This window comes from Pseudomonas sp. GW822-FHT05A08 (assembly GCF_058800485.1).
In genome coordinates this window covers 1,407,203-1,422,837 of sequence record NZ_CM179511.1, presented here as the reverse complement: position 1 = coordinate 1,422,837, position 15,635 = coordinate 1,407,203, and the positions used below count along the sequence as shown (strand labels likewise).

Below are 15,635 nucleotides of genomic sequence, written 5' to 3'. Positions count from 1 at the left end.
CGGAAATAATGGAACAAGAACATCACCCGGCGGTTGGCCCGCCGGGCGATAGAACCATCAGCGCACTGGTGGTGCGTATTGAATGCCGCCGTTGTTCCATAGCGCGTTCAGGCCGCGATCGATCTCCAGCGGAGTGCTCTTGCCGAGGTTCTTCTCGAACACTTCGCCGTAGTTGCCGACTTGCTTGACGATCTGTACCACCCAGTCCTTGCGCAGCTTCAGGTCCTTGCCGTATTCGCCGTCGGCACCCAGCAGACGCGCAACGTCAGGGTTCTTGGTGGACTTGGCTTCGGCTTCGACGTTCTTCGACGTGATGCCGGCCTCTTCGGCGTTGAGCATGGCGTAGCCCGTCCAGCGGATGATGGCCAGCCACTCGTCGTCGCCGTTACGCACGACCGGGCCCAGCGGTTCCTTGGAAATGGTTTCCGGCAGAACCACATAGTCCTTCGGCGAAGCCAGCTTGCTGCGCTGGGCGAACAGCTGGGACTTGTCGGAGGTCAGCACGTCGCAACGCCCGGACTCCAGCGACTTGGCGCTTTCATCGGAGGTGTCGAAGGTGATCGGGGTGTATTTCAGGCCGTTGCCGCGGAAGTAGTCGGACACGTTCAGCTCGGTGGTGGTGCCGGCCTGGATGCAGATGGTCGCGCCGTCCAGTTCCTTGGCGCTCTTGACGCCCAGCTTGTTGTTCACCAGGAAACCGATGCCGTCGTAGTAGGTGATGAAGCCCGGGAATTTCAGGCCCATGCCCGCGTCGCGGGAACTGGTCATGGTGGTGTTGCGCGACAGGATGTCGATTTCGCCCGATTGCAGCGCGGTGAAACGCTCCTTGGCGTTCAACTGGCTGAATTTCACTTTGGTCGCGTCGCCGAATACCGCGGCGGCCACGGCGCGGCAGATATCGGCGTCGATGCCGAGGATCTTGCCGGTGGCGTCCGGTACCGAGAAGCCCGGCAGACCGTCGCTCACACCGCACTGCACAAAGCCTTTCTTCTGCACCGCATCCAGGGTCGCACCCGCCTGCGCGAAGCCGCTCATACCCAGTACCGCGGCGGCCGTGACCACAGCCAGGGTGGATTTCAACATCTTCATTCAAACCTCCAGTTTTGCTCTTGTTGTGTCGGAGCTTGAGTCCTGCCGCACCCTTATGAGGCACTGTTGACCCGTGTTGGCTTTTTATAGGGTCAAGCGGCGTAGGACTTTAGCTATGAGTCTAGTAGGAGAAAATCCATTTAAGAGAAAACCCATACTCACCAAGCGACCGAACGGGCTGTAGCCCTTGCATGTTCGCGAAGCCCGTAGCGGCCACTGGCGAACGTCCATCATCGGATCTTTGCTATCCCACACCCGCCAGTAGCCTGATAGTGTTACCGGCAGGGTGAACGTAATCACTTCACGCAACGGCTATAGCAAAGCCCGTACCAGAGTGCCGGCTAAAGCGGTTCAGCCCGGGGTCAAGAGCAAAACTTGCAGCCTTGCGACATCTTCTTCACTGATCAACCGACCGCGCACCTCGATCACGCCCCGCTTGGGCGCGTGCGCACATATTTGGAGCAACCATGACCGAGCCCTTGATTCTTCAGCCCAGCAAGCCCGTCGACGCCTGTGTGATCTGGCTCCATGGCCTGGGCGCCGACCGCTACGACTTCCTGCCGGTGGCCGAAGCGCTGCAGGAAAGCCTGTTGACCACCCGCTTCGTCCTGCCCCAGGCACCGACCCGCGCCGTGACCATCAATGGCGGTTATGCCATGCCCAGCTGGTACGACATTCTGGCCATGAGCCCGGCGCGCGCGATCAACCGCGAACAGCTGGACGAGTCGGCCAAACGCCTGAGCGACCTGATCGAAGAACAGCGCGCCAGCGGAATAGACCCTTCGCGGATTTTCCTCGCCGGTTTTTCCCAGGGTGGCGCGGTCGTCCTGCACACCGCCTTCCTTAAATGGCAGGGCCCGCTGGGTGGCGTGCTTGCCCTCTCCACCTATGCCCCGACCTTCAGCGATGAACTGGAACTGTCGGCCAGCCAGCAGCGGATTCCGACCCTGTGCCTGCACGGCCAGTACGACGAAGTGGTGCAGAACGCCATGGGCCGCACCGCCTACGAGTACCTGAAACACCATGGTGTCACCGTGACATGGCAGGAATACCCAATGGGCCACGAAGTGTTACCCGAAGAAATTCGCGATATCGGCGCCTGGCTCGGCGAGCGTTTGCGCTGAATCGATAAGTTAGGTAGCCCGTTGAGCAATCCACTACGCCGCGCCCGATTCTTGCATTACACTGCCCGGCGTACATTCCTTAACCAATTGATGAGATGACCGTGCTCAAAGCACTCAAGAAAATCTTCGGTAAAAGCGAGGCTGAGCAGCTCGCGCCAGGCTCCAGCCCATCTTCCTCCAGCCCCAGCAGCCGTACCGACGGCCATCAGCCGGAACGGACCGCGCCCGCCTCCGTGGCCAGGCAAGAGCCGGTGGCCCCAGCCGCCCCGACGGCCCAGACCGCGCCGCGCAGCGACAAACCCAAGGCCGAACAGCCGCGCCGCCCACGCGCGCCGAAACCACCGGTGAGCACCTGGAACCTGGAAGACTTCGTCGTCGAACCGCAGGAAGGCAAGACCCGCTTCCACGACTTCAAACTCGCGCCGGAACTGATGCACGCGATCCACGACCTGGGTTTCCCCTACTGCACGCCGATCCAGGCGCAGGTACTGGGGTTCACCCTGGCCGGCAAAGACGCCATCGGCCGCGCCCAGACCGGTACCGGCAAGACCGCCGCGTTCCTGATCTCGATCATCACCCAGCTGCTGCAGACCCCACCGCCGAAAGAGCGCTACATGGGCGAGCCGCGGGCGCTGATCATCGCGCCGACCCGCGAACTGGTGGTACAGATCGCCAAGGATGCGGCCAGCCTGACCAAATATACCGGTCTCAACGTGATGACCTTTGTCGGCGGCATGGACTTCGACAAACAGCTCAAGCACCTCGAAGCCCGGCATTGCGACATTCTGGTGGCCACCCCGGGCCGCCTGCTGGACTTCAACCAGCGCGGCGACGTGCACCTGGACATGGTCGAAGTGATGGTGCTGGACGAAGCCGACCGCATGCTCGACATGGGCTTCATCCCCCAGGTACGCCAGATCATTCGCCAGACCCCGCCGAAAAGCGAACGCCAGACCCTGCTGTTCTCCGCCACCTTCACCGACGACGTGATGAACCTGGCCAAGCAATGGACCACCGACCCGGCGATCGTCGAGATCGAAGCCGAGAACGTGGCCAACGCCAACGTCGAACAGCATATCTACGCGGTGGCCGGCGCCGACAAGTACAAGCTGCTGTACAACCTGGTCAACGACAACGGCTGGGAACGGGTCATGGTCTTCGCCAACCGCAAGGATGAAGTGCGGCGCATCGAGGAACGCCTGGTACGCGACGGCGTGAACGCCGCCCAGTTGTCCGGCGACGTGCCGCAGCACAAGCGCATCAAGACCCTGGAAGGCTTCCGCGAAGGCAAGATCCGCGTGCTGGTGGCCACCGATGTCGCCGGGCGTGGCATCCACATCGACGGCATCAGCCACGTGATCAACTTCACCCTGCCGGAAGTGCCGGATGACTACGTGCACCGTATCGGCCGCACTGGCCGGGCGGGCGCCGACGGCGTGTCCATCAGCTTCGCCGGCGAGGACGACTCCTATCAGTTGCCGTCGATCGAGGCGCTGCTGGGTCGCAAGATCAGCTGCGAAATGCCGCCGACCGAGCTGCTGCGCCCCGTGGAGCGCAAACGCCCGAAAGCCTGAGCAGCATCGTTGTAGGAGCGAAGCTTGCTCGCGATGAACGATAACGCGCAGTGTCAGCAATGACGCCTCGCGGGCAAGCCTCGCTCCTACAGATACAAGCCTGCCCGCAAAAAAACGCAGCCCGACCACAGGCTGCGTTTTTTTTCGCCTGGATATTGCCCGACAAAACTAAAAGTCCATAATGGACAAATTAGTTTATTTCTTGGGAGCACCCGCATGTCCAGCACGCCTTGCGTGATTACCCAGCCTCAAGCCCGCCAGTTGCTGGCGCAGGTCGACGTGCCGCAGATCCTGCGCAAGCTGTTCCACGACCTGGCCGCCGGGCTTGCCGTGCAGCCGGCGCAACAGCTGGTGGAGTTTCCCCAGGGCGCCGGGGACTTTATCAACTACCTGGGCGTGCTGGCCGAAGAGCGGGTCTATGGGGTCAAGACCTCGCCCTATATCGTCCGCGCCGAAGGTCCGCTGGTCACCGCCTGGACCCTGCTGATGTCCATGGACAGCGGCCAGCCGCTGCTGCTCTGTGACGCTGGCGAACTGACCACCGCGCGCACCGCGGCCACCACCGCCGTGGCCGTCGACGCCCTGGCGCCGGCCGACGCCAGGCACCTGGCGATCATTGGCAGCGGCCCGGTGGCCCAGGCCCATCTGCATTACGTGAAAGCCCTGCGCGAGTGGCAATCCATCCGCCTGTACTCCCCTGGCCTGGCCGGCAAATCCGCCGAGAACATCGCGCACCTGAAGGCCCTCGACCCGCGCCTGCAGGTCGCCAGCCAGCTCGATGATGCCCTGCAGGACGCCGACGTCATCATGCTCTGCACCTCCTCCGCCGGCCCGGTGATCGACCCGCGCACCTTGCGCAAACCGGCACTGATCACCTCCATCAGCACCAACGCGCCACGGGCCCACGAAGTGCCGCCCGCCGCACTGAAGGACATGCAGGTGTATTGCGACTATCGTCAGACCACCCCCGGCTCGGCCGGCGAGATGCTGATCGCCGGCGAACGGCATGGCTGGGACAAGGCGGCGATTCTCGGCGACCTGCCCGAACTGCTCAGCGACCTGGCGCAACGACCGGAGCCGGGGCGCCACGTGTTCTTCCGCTCCATCGGCCTGGGCCTGGAAGACATCGCCCTGGCCAATGCGCTGTACCGCTTGCAGTGCACTCACTAAATACCAATGGAACACCAGCTGGCTCGCGATCGACGGCCCCGAGCGAACCACGGTGACAGGCTCAGGATCGATCGCGGGCAAGCCTCGCTCCTACAGACGCGCGTTATCCCCTTTTTTGGAGGCTCGAATGACCCAGGCAGACTTCATCATCATCGGCGGCGGCATTGCCGGTGCCTCCACCGGCTACTGGCTGTCGCGCCATGGCCGGGTGCTGGTGCTGGAACGCGAATCGCATCCGGCCTACCACTCCACCGGGCGCTCCGCGGCGCTCTATACCGCCGCCTATGGTACACCCCAGGTACGCGCCCTGACCCTGGCCAGCCGGGACTTTTTCGATGCCCCGCCGCAAGGGTTCTGCGAGCACCCGCTGCTGACCCCGCGCGGCGAAATGACCGTGGACTTCACCGGCGACCCCAGCGAGCTGAACAACCAGTACCTGAGCGCCAAGGCCACGGTGCCGGAAATGCAGCTGCTGAGCGCCGACGAAGCCTGCGCGCGCCTGCCGATCCTGCGTCGCGAGAAGGTCCACGGCGCCCTCTACGACCCAAGCGCCAGCGACATCGACACCGACGCCCTGCACCAGGGTTACCTGCGCGGTATCCGGCGCAACCAGGGTGAGGTGCGTACCGACTGTGAAGTGCTGGGGCTGAGCCGCGACGAACAAGGCCAATGGCAGGTACAGACTGCCGGCCAGACCTTCAGCGCGCCCATCCTGATCAACGCCGCCGGCGCCTGGGCCGACCAGGTCGGCACCATGGCCGGCGCCCGGCCCCTGGGCCTGCAGCCGAAACGCCGCGCAGCCTTTATCTTCGCCGGCCCCGAAGGCGTCGATATCCACCACTGGCCGATGCTGGTGAGCCTCGACGAATCCTTCTACATGAAGCCCGACGCCGGCATGTTCCTCGGCTCGCCGGCCAACGCCGACCCGGTGGAGCCCCACGACGTACAGCCGGAAGAGCTGGACATCGCCATGGGCATCTACCAGATCGAAGAGGCCACCACCCTGACCATTCGCCGCCCGACCCGCACCTGGGCCGGCCTGCGCAGCTTCGTCAGCGACGGCGACTTGCTGGCCGGCTTCGACACCCAGGTACCGGGCCTGTTCTGGGTCGCCGCGCAAGGCGGCTACGGCATCCAGACCTCACCGGCCATGGGCCAGGCCAGCGCCGCCCTGGTACGTGGCGAAGCCTTGCCGGAGCAACTGGCGCGCTTTGGCCTGGACGCCGCCATGCTCTCCCCCGCCCGCCTCGGCTGACCCCGCTCAGTGACGCGCCCCAACGATTGCGGCACACTCGCAGCGCCCTGCCTCGCAGGGCGCTGACACCGCCTGGAGAACCACCCATGACCTCACCCGCGCAGGACCCTGCCCTGGATAACTTCCGGGCGATCGCCGATGCCATCGCCACGCTGTTCTTCCCCCATGCCGAGGTGGTCATCCACGATCTGCGCACGCAGAAGATCGACTACATCGCCAACAACATCTCCAAGCGCGAAGTGGGCGACGACTCCGCCCTCGAAGACATGCTCGGCGAGGATGCCAATGAGCGGAATATCGGCCCCTACGAAAAGCTCAACTGGGACGGCCAGAAGATCCGCAGCCTCAGCAGCGTGCTGCGCGACGGCAGCGGCCAGCCGCTGGCGGTGCTGTGCATCAACCTGAATATTTCGCTGTTCGAGAATGCCAAGGCGGCGCTGGACCTGTTCCTCTCGCCGAGCAAACTGATCCCGCAACCGGACTCGCTGTTTCGCGACGACTGGCAGGAGCGCATCAACACCTTCCTGCACAACTGGCTGCGCGAACGGCAGCTGGGCCTGAACCTGCTGACCCGCGAACACAAGCGCGAACTGGTGCTGGCGCTGCACGCCGAAGGCGCGTTCAAGGGCAAAAGCGCCGCCAACTATGTGGCCAACGTGCTGAACATGGGGCGGGCGACGGTGTACAAGCACCTGAAGGAATTGAAGGGCTGACAGCCTCTAAAAGCATCGCGGGCAAGCCTCGCTCCTACAAAACCGCAGGAGCGAGGCTTGCCCGCGATGGCGTCCTCACGAACGCCACACGACATCAGTCGCCGTAGATGTCGGACTTGAAGTACTTCTCGGAAATCTTCTGATATTCGCCACTGGCGCGAATGCCATCGATGGCACTATTCAACTGGCCGACCAGCTCGGCATTGCCCTTGCGCACCGCGATCCCCGCGCCCTCGCCCACGTATTTCGGGTCCTTCAGCTCCGGCCCGACAAACGCATAGCCCTTGCCGCGCGGCATCGACAGGAAGTCATTCAGCGGAATGGTGTCCGCGAAAATAGCATCGAGGCGCCCGGCCGCCAGGTCCATGTAGATCTCTTCGTTGTTGCTGTAGCGCTTGACGTTGATGCCCTTGGGCTCGAACACCTCGGTGGCGTAGCGGTCAGTGGTGGTCGCCCGTTGCACTCCGACGTTCTTGCCCTTGAGGCTGGCGTATTGGTCATCGACCGTGGCGCCTTCCTTCATCACCAGCCGCGAGGAAGTGAAGTAGTACTTGTGGGTGAAGTCGACCGACTTCTTACGGTCTTCGTTGATGGTCATCGACGACAGCGCCATGTCGATTTTTTTCACTTTCAAGGAGGGAATCAGGCCGTCGAATTCACCCTCGACCCATAGGCACTTGACCTGCATCTGCGCGCACAGGGCATTGCCGATGTCGTAGTCGAAACCGACGATCTCGCCCTTGTCGGTTTTCGAGGCGAACGGCGGATAAGCCGCCTCGATGCCGATGCGCAGGGTTTTCTCGGCGGCGAACAGGCTGCTGCACGCCAACAGGCTCAGGGCCAGGCCACTGATGAGGGGGAGTTTCTTCATATTCGTTCTCTCGCGGGTTGTTGTTGGTTTGGCAAGACAGAAGAAAGGAGTGAAACAGTGGAGCCTTGTTTGTACTTGTAAATCCATACTGGACTTTTACGTATATCTCGTCAACGCAGCGGACGCGGTTCAACTGGCCTTTGGTCGAGAGACAGAAATGGGAAAAGCAGGAAAATGGAGGGTGCAGCTGAAGGCCAATAGCGGGCAATCGAGCGCCGACCGGCCGCTCCTACATGGCCAGGTGCTTCTGTAGGAGCGAGGCTTGCCCGCGATAACGGACTTGCGGTCAATACAGAGGGATCAGGCCGTCATAATTTCCAACGATCCGCCGCCGCATGATCGCTGTCGCGACCTTCCACCCAGCGTGGGCCATCAGCGGTGGTTTCCTTTTTCCAGAACGGTGCGCGGGTTTTCAGGTAGTCCATGACAAAGGCACAGGCGTCAAACGCCGCCTGGCGGTGGGCGCTGGCGGCGCCGACGAAGACGATCGGCTCGCCCGGCTCCAGCGCGCCGATGCGATGCAGCACTTCCAGCTTGAGCAACGGCCAGCGCTGTTCGGCCTCGGCGGCGATCTTGCCGAGGGCCTTTTCGGTCATGCCCGGGTAATGCTCGAGAAACATCCCGGCCACATCCAGGCCATCGTTGAAATCACGCACGTAGCCGACAAAGCTCACCACCGCGCCGACGCCGACATTCGCCGCATGCATGGCGTTGACTTCCGCCCCCGGATCGAAGGCGCCCGATTGCACACGAATCGCCATGTCAGCCCCCGGTCACGGTAGGAAAAAACGCCACTTCGTCGCCGTCGCTCACTGGCTCGTCGAGCTGGCACAGGTCTTCGTTGCGGGCGCACATCAGGTTCTGCTCGCTGAGCACCTCGGCGCCCTCGCGTTGGGCCAGCAGGGCGCGCACATCGTCGACCGTGGCGAAATCGCCGGCGACCCGCAGCGAATCCACACCCAGCGCCTCGCGATAGCGGGCGAAAAACTTCACAGTCAGGTTCATTGTTCATCCGCCTGGTAATGACCGCTCTTGCCGCCCAGCTTCTCCAGCAAGCGCACGCCTTCGATGGTCATGCCGCGGTCCACGGCCTTGCACATGTCATAGATGGTCAGCGCGGCGACGCTGGCGGCGGTCAGGGCTTCCATTTCCACCCCGGTCTGCCCGGCCAGCTTGCAGCGAGCAACGATGCGCACGCTGTCCTCGCCTTCGGCGCTGAGCTCGACCTTGACGCTGGTAAGCATCAGCGGATGGCACAGGGGGATCAGATCGCTGGTCTTTTTCGCCGCCTGGATGCCGGCGATGCGCGCCACGGCGAACACATCACCCTTGGGGTGACCGCCGCTGACGATCATTTGCAGGGTTTGCGGGAGCATGCGCACCCGGGCTTCGGCCGTGGCTTCGCGGGACGTCACGGCTTTGTCGGTGACGTCGACCATATTGGCGCGACCTTGGGAATCGAGATGAGTCAGCACAGCCTTACTCCTGATCAGGAAAGGCGATTGTAAACCCGAGGGTCAAATTTCCGCACGTTTGATTATCCACGCACTCCGCCCCTGTAGGAGCGAGGCTTGCCCGCGAAGGCATCACCGCGCCTGACCTGCTGCACCGCGTTGCCTGGATCGCGGGCAAGCCTCGCTCCCACGGAAGATAGGTTTGCTTCGGGCACAAAAAAACGGGCGGCCTCGCGGCCGCCCGTCTGGTGAGGGTTACAGATGGGATTCGGCGTATTCGGCCAGAATCGAGCGTGGCACCCCTTGCAGGGTGATGTGCACCCCGTTGGGGAAGTCCTTGAAGCGTTCAGTGAGGTAGGTCAGCCCGGAGCTGGTCGCGGACAGGTAAGGGGTATCGATCTGCGCCAGGTTGCCCAGGCACACCACTTTGGAACCGGCGCCGGCACGGGTGATGATGGTTTTCATCTGGTGCGGGGTGAGGTTCTGGCATTCGTCGATCAGGATCAGGCTCTGCTGGAAGCTGCGGCCACGAATGTAGTTGAGGGATTTGAACTGCAGCGGCACCTTGCTAAGGATGTAGTCGACGCTGCCATGGGTGCTTTCGTCATCCATGTGCAGGGCTTCGAGGTTGTCGGTGATGGCGCCGAGCCAGGGCTCCATCTTTTCCGCTTCGGTGCCCGGCAGGAAGCCGATCTCCTGGTCCAGCCCCTGCACGCTGCGGGTGGCGATGATGCGCCGATAACGCTTGCTGACCATGGTCTGCTCGATGGCCGCGGCCAGGGCCAGGATGGTCTTGCCTGAACCGGCAGCCCCGGACAGGTTGACCAGATGGATGTCCGGATCGAGCAGGGCGAACAGCGCCAGGCCTTGATAGATGTCGCGCGGTTTCAGGCCCCAGGCTTCCTGGTGCAACAGGGGTTCCTGATGCAGGTCGAGAATCAGCAGCACGTCGGCGCGAATCTCCTTGATCCAGCCGACGAAACCCTGTTCGTCGATGATGAACTCGTTGATGTGCACCGCCGGCAGGTTGTCGGTGAGTTGCACCTGGTGCCAGGTGCGGCCGTGATCCTGGCGGGTTTCCACCTTGCTCACACGGTCCCAGAAGGAACCGGTCATGTTGTGGAAGCCGTTGGGCAGCAAAGCCACGTCGTCGACCAGCTGGTCGGTGCTGTAGTCCTCGGCGGCGATCCCGCAGGCGCGCGCCTTGAGGCGCATGTTGATGTCTTTGGTCACCAGCACCACGCGCAGCTCCTTGTCGCGCGCGTGCAGGTCGATCAACTGGTTGATGATGATGTTGTCGTTGAGGTTTTCCGGCAGCAGGCTGTTGGGCTCGGAGCGCTTGCTCATGAGGATCGACAGCAGGCCTTTGGGGCCGCTCTTGCCACGCTGGATAGGCACACCCAGCTCGACGTCTTCAGGCGAGGCCTCACCCAGGGTCTTGTCGATCAGGCGAATGGCCTGGCGGCATTCCGCTGCAACGCTGTGATGGCCGCTCTTGAGCTTGTCGAGTTCCTCCAGGACGATCATCGGGATCGCCACATGGTGTTCTTCGAAGTTCAGCAGGGCGTTTGGATCGTGAATCAATACATTGGTATCGAGTACATAAAGGATTGGCTGGTTGGAGGAAGGGCTACGTCCGTGGTCATCCATACTCGGTCACCTTATGTGGGGGCCAGTCGACGCAATACCATGGCGGTGCTGCGCCTCGAATTGACCGTCGAATTCACCCGCAGGGGTTCGAGTGAAGTGCACACAAAAGGAGTCTTGGGAGACGCCACCTGTGTTGCAGGTTTCGGCGGTCTGACTTCGTAATACTCCAAAACCTGTGACAGGAAAAAGCACTTTGACGCTTTTTTTAAGTTTATTTTGCAGAGTGACGAATAGCCCTTGGCGCGCTGCCCCGGCACCGTTAAAGTCGGAAGTCCGCCTGCCTCGAAATCCTGGCCAAAATCGGCAAAAACCTCCTCTCCCCCCGTAAATACGGACCTTTCGTCGTTTCTAGCGAAACGCGTCCTGACAATCCTCCCAACCGATTCCGCTCTGCGCCGTCTGCGTCAGCAACCAGGGCAATGCCGTCTTCACCGCGTCCTGCCGGGCGTTGAAATTGATCACCCCGTGTCGCCACAACAGCATCAGGGTCAACACCCGCTGGCCGCTCTGTTCGCCCTTGAGCTTGCCGGCGCCGTCCTGCGGATCGATGTCCCACAGCGCCACCTGCAAGCCCTGTGCATTAAAGAAGGCCTGCGCATCCGCCCGGCGCTGGCCGTAGGGCGGGCGAAACAGCGGCACGTAGTTTTCCGGCAGCTTGCCCTTGGCCAGTTCGACGCTGCGCTCGATCGAGTCCTGCCAGTCCTGCCAATGGCTGTGGGAACGATACTCCCAGCCCAGCACACCCACGCACTGCTGCGAATACAGGGCCTGCAGGCTGGCCACCGAACGCTGCTCCAGGCGGCTCTGCAACTCGCTGCCAAGCACGAAGAAGGTGCCGTTCATGTTCGACTTGCGCAGGTACTCGGTCAGCCACGGGGTGTTGTCCGGGGCGAGATTGGCGGCGCTGTCGAAGGTCAGCAAAAACAGCCGGTCATTGAGCTCGTCGCCATTGCGCTCGTAGTCGCCAAAACGCTCGATCTCGCTGGCGCTCTGGGGAAACAGCGCAGCCTTGCGCAGCAGCTCGTCCAGATACTGTTCATGGAAGGCCCGGCTCGGTTCGGCCCAGCGGGCGTAATAGGAGTCGTCGCCCAACTGGAACTTGCCGGCCTGCTCGCGCAGGGTGTCCATGTCTTCCACCAGGAAACAGAAGGAAGCGTCCTGGTCGCAGCTCTGCTGGGCGAAGTTGTAGTTGGTCAGCAATTGCCGCCAGAGCCGCTGGCGGACGGCATCGATCGACGCCATGTTGATAATCCGCAGGCCCAGGCGCTGCTTCAACGAAGCTTCATCCCAGGCCTCGCTGTCCAGCAGGGCGCGGGCGAAGGTGAGGATCTCCGCCCGCGACGCCACGTCGAACAGGGTCGGGTTGCCGAGTTGTTCCGGCCAGGTGCTGCGATCCAGGGTCGCCACCTCGTTCGGCGCCGCCAGGGCGCCGAAACTCAACAGCCAGATCGAAAGAAAAAACGCGCTGCGCAAAGGGATGTCTCCATAACAAAACCCGCGCGGCACTATAGCCGATGCCGGCCTCTCGGCCCTATTGCCTAGGCCGCTCCCCTTCCCTTTATAGAGAGCGGACACGCGCCTCCCTGCAGCAGGCCATCGCCGATCGACGGACGACCGGCGGCATGCCCTATTGCCTTCATAGGTGGAGTCAAAGCGCCCAAGCCCCTAGAATCCCCCGACGCTTACAGGAGACGACTTCATGCTGATGGTGATTTCACCCGCCAAGACCCTCGATTTCGAGACCCCGCCCGTCACTCAACGCTTCACCCAGCCGCAGTACCTCGATCACTCCCAGGAACTGATCCTGCAATTGCGCGAACTGAGCCCGGCGCAAATCAGCGAACTGATGCACGTCTCCGACAAGATCGGCGGCCTCAACGCCGCGCGCTTCGGCAGCTGGACCCCAGCCTTCACTCCGGCCAACGCCAAGCAGGCGCTGCTGGCGTTCAAGGGCGACGTGTACACCGGCCTGAATGCCGAAACCCTGGGCGAAGCCGATTTCGACTACGCCCAGCAGCATCTGCGCATGCTCTCCGGCCTGTACGGCCTGCTACGCCCGCTGGACCTGATGCAGCCCTATCGCCTGGAAATGGGCACCAAGCTGGCCAACGCCCGCGGCAAGGACCTGTACGCCTTCTGGGGTACGCGCATCAGCGAATGGCTCAACGAAGCCCTGGCCGAACAGGGCGACGACCTGCTGCTCAACCTGGCTTCCAACGAATACTTCTCGGCGGTCAAGCGCACGGCCCTGAACGCCCGGATCATCAATACCGAGTTCAAGGACCTGAAGAACGGCCAGTACAAGATCATCAGTTTCTACGCCAAGAAGGCCCGGGGCATGATGAGCCGCTTCGTCATAGAAGAACGCATCAACGACCCGGCGACCCTCAAGCAATTCGATGTCCAGGGTTACCGCTACAGCGCCGAACAGTCGAAACCCGACAATCTGGTTTTCCTGCGCGATCACGCACCGGAATAACGCACGCGGTCGATGCACTGGTTTCGCGCAAACGAGTGCGTCGACGAGCGGTCACTTTCCTCTTTGACTTCCACCAAAACGCCAAACAATTGGCGCCAAAATATTTTCTTCTGAATTTATAACTTTTGTTTCACTCGACAGAGGTCATTTTTTTCAGTAGTGGCACACAAATTTTTTAGCGGTAGTGGCATAAAAATATCCCCGCGCTTTAACTCCCCATAACTAAAGGCTGAAATGGTAAGTGCTATCAATATGAAAGCAGTGCCATCTTTTGCAATATTTCAAGAAATTTCAGAAAACAGGATCAGCGGTCTGGAACTATGTCCTGAACCACCGCTCATACCACCGGTAACGATTCTCAGCGAGTTTGTAGGAGATGACTTACATGGGATCCAACGACAGTAGCGAAGTTGTCATATTGTCCTGACCTACTGCTCAGGAACTCGAACTCAGGGTCAATACACAGGAGATAATGCACCATTACTATCCCCTACAAGGCCATGGCATAGCCCGCCTTAAAGCGCTTCCGGGAGCGTGTAACTACCTGATTATCATGGGCCTGTTCCTATAAATCAGGATTATCGCCAACCTCGGAGCAGCCTTCCAACAGGAAGGACGGCAACATTTAAGGGCAGCCCCTACAACAAGGCCAAGTTGCGCACAACTTGAGTGCACTTATTTAGACACTCGGAACTTAGTCTGCCTGCACTGGATATTTCAACGCCTGTTCGTTGAACTTCCGAGTGCGTAATTACAGCTGGCAAACATTAACTCCGGCCATCTAATGGCGTGAATAACACAGAGGTAAATGCGATGCGCATCAGCATATTTGGTTTGGGTTACGTCGGTGCAGTATGTGCCGGTTGCCTGTCTGCACGGGGCCATGAGGTCGTTGGCGTCGATGTTGCCAAGGACAAGATCGATATGATCAACGCCGGTAAATCGCCGATCGTTGAACCGGGTCTGGGTGAACTTCTGGCGCAAGGTATTCAAACCGGTCGTCTGCGCGGAACCACCAATTTCGCCGAGGCGATTCGCGACACCGACTTGTCGATGATCTGTGTCGGCACGCCCAGCAAGAAGAACGGCGACCTGGAACTCAACTACATCGAAGCGGTATGCCGCGAGATCGGTTTTGTCCTGCGTGACAAGACCTCCCGCCACACCATCGTGGTGCGCAGTACCGTACTGCCGGGCACTGTCGCCAACGTGGTGATCCCGATCCTCGAAGACTGCTCCGGCAAGAAGGCCGGCGTCGACTTCGGCGTCGCGGTCAACCCTGAGTTCCTGCGTGAAAGCACCGCGATCAAGGACTACGACTTCCCACCGATGACCGTGATCGGCGAGTTCGACAAGGCTTCGGGCGACGTCCTGCAATCGCTGTACGAAGAACTCGACGCTCCGATCATCCGCAAGGACATCGCTGTCGCCGAGATGATCAAGTACACCTGCAACGTGTGGCACGCCACCAAGGTCACCTTCGCCAACGAGATCGGCAACATCGCCAAGGCCGTCGGCGTCGACGGTCGTGAAGTGATGGACGTGGTCTGCCAGGACAAGACCCTCAACCTGTCCCAGTACTACATGCGCCCGGGCTTCGCCTTCGGCGGTTCCTGCCTGCCCAAGGACGTGCGCGCCCTGACCTTCCGCGCCGGTTCCCTGGACGTCGAAGCACCGCTGCTCAACTCGCTGATGCGCAGTAACGAGTCCCAGGTGCAGAACGCCTTCGACATCGTCTCCAGCCACGACAAGCGCAAAGTCGCCCTGCTCGGCCTGAGCTTCAAGGCCGGCACCGACGATCTGCGCGAAAGCCCGCTGGTGGAGCTGGCGGAAATGCTGATCGGCAAGGGCTTCGACCTGAGCATCTACGACAGCAACGTCGAGTACGCCCGCGTCCACGGTGCCAACAAGGACTACATCGAGTCCAAGATCCCCCACGTCTCGTCCCTGCTCAACGCGGACTTCGACTCGGTGATCGACAACTCCGACGTGATCATCCTCGGCAACCGCGACGAGAAGTTCCGCGCCCTGGCCGAAGAAGTGCCGCATGGCAAACAGGTCATCGACCTGGTCGGGTTCATGTCCAAGGCCACCAGCGCGAGCGGCCGGACCGAAGGTATCTGCTGGTAAGCCGGCAGATTCGGGAAGCACGGCGACCGCTTCGCGGTTGATCGCGAGCAAGCTCGCTCCTGCAAGGATCGCATCGCACCTGTAGGAGCCAGCTTGCTGGCGATGGCGTCCGCCAGGGCGCCAACG

The 15,635-nt window shown here is 61.5% G+C and carries 14 protein-coding genes; 7 read left to right on the top strand and 7 right to left on the bottom strand.

Annotated features, from left to right (window positions below; genetic code table 11):
- Nucleotides 1-57: 57 nt before the first annotated feature.
- Entirely contained in the window at nucleotides 58-1,089 is a 1,032-nt protein-coding gene (locus tag AC3RCP_RS06365; protein ID WP_007932108.1) for an amino acid ABC transporter substrate-binding protein, read from the bottom strand.
- Between the two features lie 467 nt (nucleotides 1,090-1,556).
- On the opposite strand from AC3RCP_RS06365, the gene AC3RCP_RS06360 reads away from it, so the two are divergent.
- From AC3RCP_RS06360 to AC3RCP_RS06340, 5 genes are all read left to right on the top strand, one after another.
- Complete coding sequence (locus AC3RCP_RS06360) at nucleotides 1,557-2,213, top strand: alpha/beta hydrolase (protein ID WP_087091316.1); 657 nt, start codon at nucleotides 1,557-1,559, stop codon at nucleotides 2,211-2,213.
- A 95-nt stretch (nucleotides 2,214-2,308) separates the two neighbouring features.
- Complete coding sequence (gene rhlB, locus AC3RCP_RS06355; RefSeq protein ID WP_101336901.1) at nucleotides 2,309-3,787, top strand: ATP-dependent RNA helicase RhlB; 1,479 nt, start codon at nucleotides 2,309-2,311, stop codon at nucleotides 3,785-3,787.
- Nucleotides 3,788-4,003: 216 nt separating this feature from the next.
- Entirely contained in the window at nucleotides 4,004-4,957 is a 954-nt protein-coding gene (locus AC3RCP_RS06350) for an ornithine cyclodeaminase family protein (protein WP_492569326.1), read from the top strand.
- A gap of 127 nt (nucleotides 4,958-5,084) precedes the next feature.
- The gene (locus tag AC3RCP_RS06345; protein ID WP_492569324.1) at nucleotides 5,085-6,212 is read left to right on the top strand and encodes an NAD(P)/FAD-dependent oxidoreductase; all 1,128 of its coding nucleotides are present in this window, start codon (nucleotides 5,085-5,087) and stop codon (nucleotides 6,210-6,212) included.
- An 86-nt stretch (nucleotides 6,213-6,298) separates the two neighbouring features.
- Nucleotides 6,299-6,925, top strand: a complete 627-nt coding sequence (locus AC3RCP_RS06340) for a helix-turn-helix transcriptional regulator (RefSeq protein ID WP_101336898.1) — start codon at nucleotides 6,299-6,301, stop codon at nucleotides 6,923-6,925.
- A gap of 94 nt (nucleotides 6,926-7,019) precedes the next feature.
- Here AC3RCP_RS06340 and AC3RCP_RS06335 read toward each other — a convergent pair whose 3' ends face one another.
- The 6 genes from AC3RCP_RS06335 to AC3RCP_RS06310 all read right to left on the bottom strand — a co-directional run bounded on the left by AC3RCP_RS06335 (nucleotide 7,020) and on the right by AC3RCP_RS06310 (nucleotide 12,373).
- Complete coding sequence (locus AC3RCP_RS06335; protein WP_101336897.1) at nucleotides 7,020-7,796, bottom strand: ABC transporter substrate-binding protein; 777 nt, start codon at nucleotides 7,794-7,796, stop codon at nucleotides 7,020-7,022.
- A 308-nt stretch (nucleotides 7,797-8,104) separates the two neighbouring features.
- Nucleotides 8,105-8,557, bottom strand: coding sequence for a molybdopterin synthase catalytic subunit MoaE (gene moaE / locus AC3RCP_RS06330; RefSeq protein WP_492569322.1), 453 nt, complete (start codon nucleotides 8,555-8,557; stop codon nucleotides 8,105-8,107).
- 1 nt (nucleotide 8,558) lies between these two features.
- Complete coding sequence (moaD, locus tag AC3RCP_RS06325; RefSeq protein WP_007932097.1) at nucleotides 8,559-8,801, bottom strand: molybdopterin converting factor subunit 1; 243 nt, start codon at nucleotides 8,799-8,801, stop codon at nucleotides 8,559-8,561.
- A complete protein-coding gene (gene moaC / locus AC3RCP_RS06320) occupies nucleotides 8,798-9,271 on the bottom strand; it encodes a cyclic pyranopterin monophosphate synthase MoaC (protein WP_009047097.1) in 474 nt (157 codons plus the stop codon). Before moaC ends, moaD begins: the two co-directional genes overlap by 4 nt.
- A 234-nt stretch (nucleotides 9,272-9,505) precedes the next feature.
- Nucleotides 9,506-10,900: a PhoH family protein gene (locus AC3RCP_RS06315; RefSeq protein ID WP_007929389.1), complete on the bottom strand. Its 1,395-nt coding sequence runs from the start codon at nucleotides 10,898-10,900 to the stop codon at nucleotides 9,506-9,508.
- A gap of 348 nt (nucleotides 10,901-11,248) precedes the next feature.
- On the bottom strand, nucleotides 11,249-12,373 hold the full coding sequence (locus tag AC3RCP_RS06310) for a polysaccharide deacetylase family protein (RefSeq protein ID WP_492569319.1): 1,125 nt from the start codon (nucleotides 12,371-12,373) through the stop codon (nucleotides 11,249-11,251).
- Nucleotides 12,374-12,599: 226 nt separating this feature from the next.
- Between AC3RCP_RS06310 and yaaA the strand changes: the two genes are divergently transcribed.
- Both yaaA and AC3RCP_RS06300 read left to right on the top strand, forming a co-directional pair.
- Nucleotides 12,600-13,379, top strand: coding sequence for a peroxide stress protein YaaA (yaaA, locus tag AC3RCP_RS06305; RefSeq protein ID WP_101336894.1), 780 nt, complete (start codon nucleotides 12,600-12,602; stop codon nucleotides 13,377-13,379).
- Between the two features lie 813 nt (nucleotides 13,380-14,192).
- The gene (locus tag AC3RCP_RS06300; protein ID WP_087091309.1) at nucleotides 14,193-15,509 is read left to right on the top strand and encodes a nucleotide sugar dehydrogenase; all 1,317 of its coding nucleotides are present in this window, start codon (nucleotides 14,193-14,195) and stop codon (nucleotides 15,507-15,509) included.
- Nucleotides 15,510-15,635: the final 126 nt, after the last annotated feature.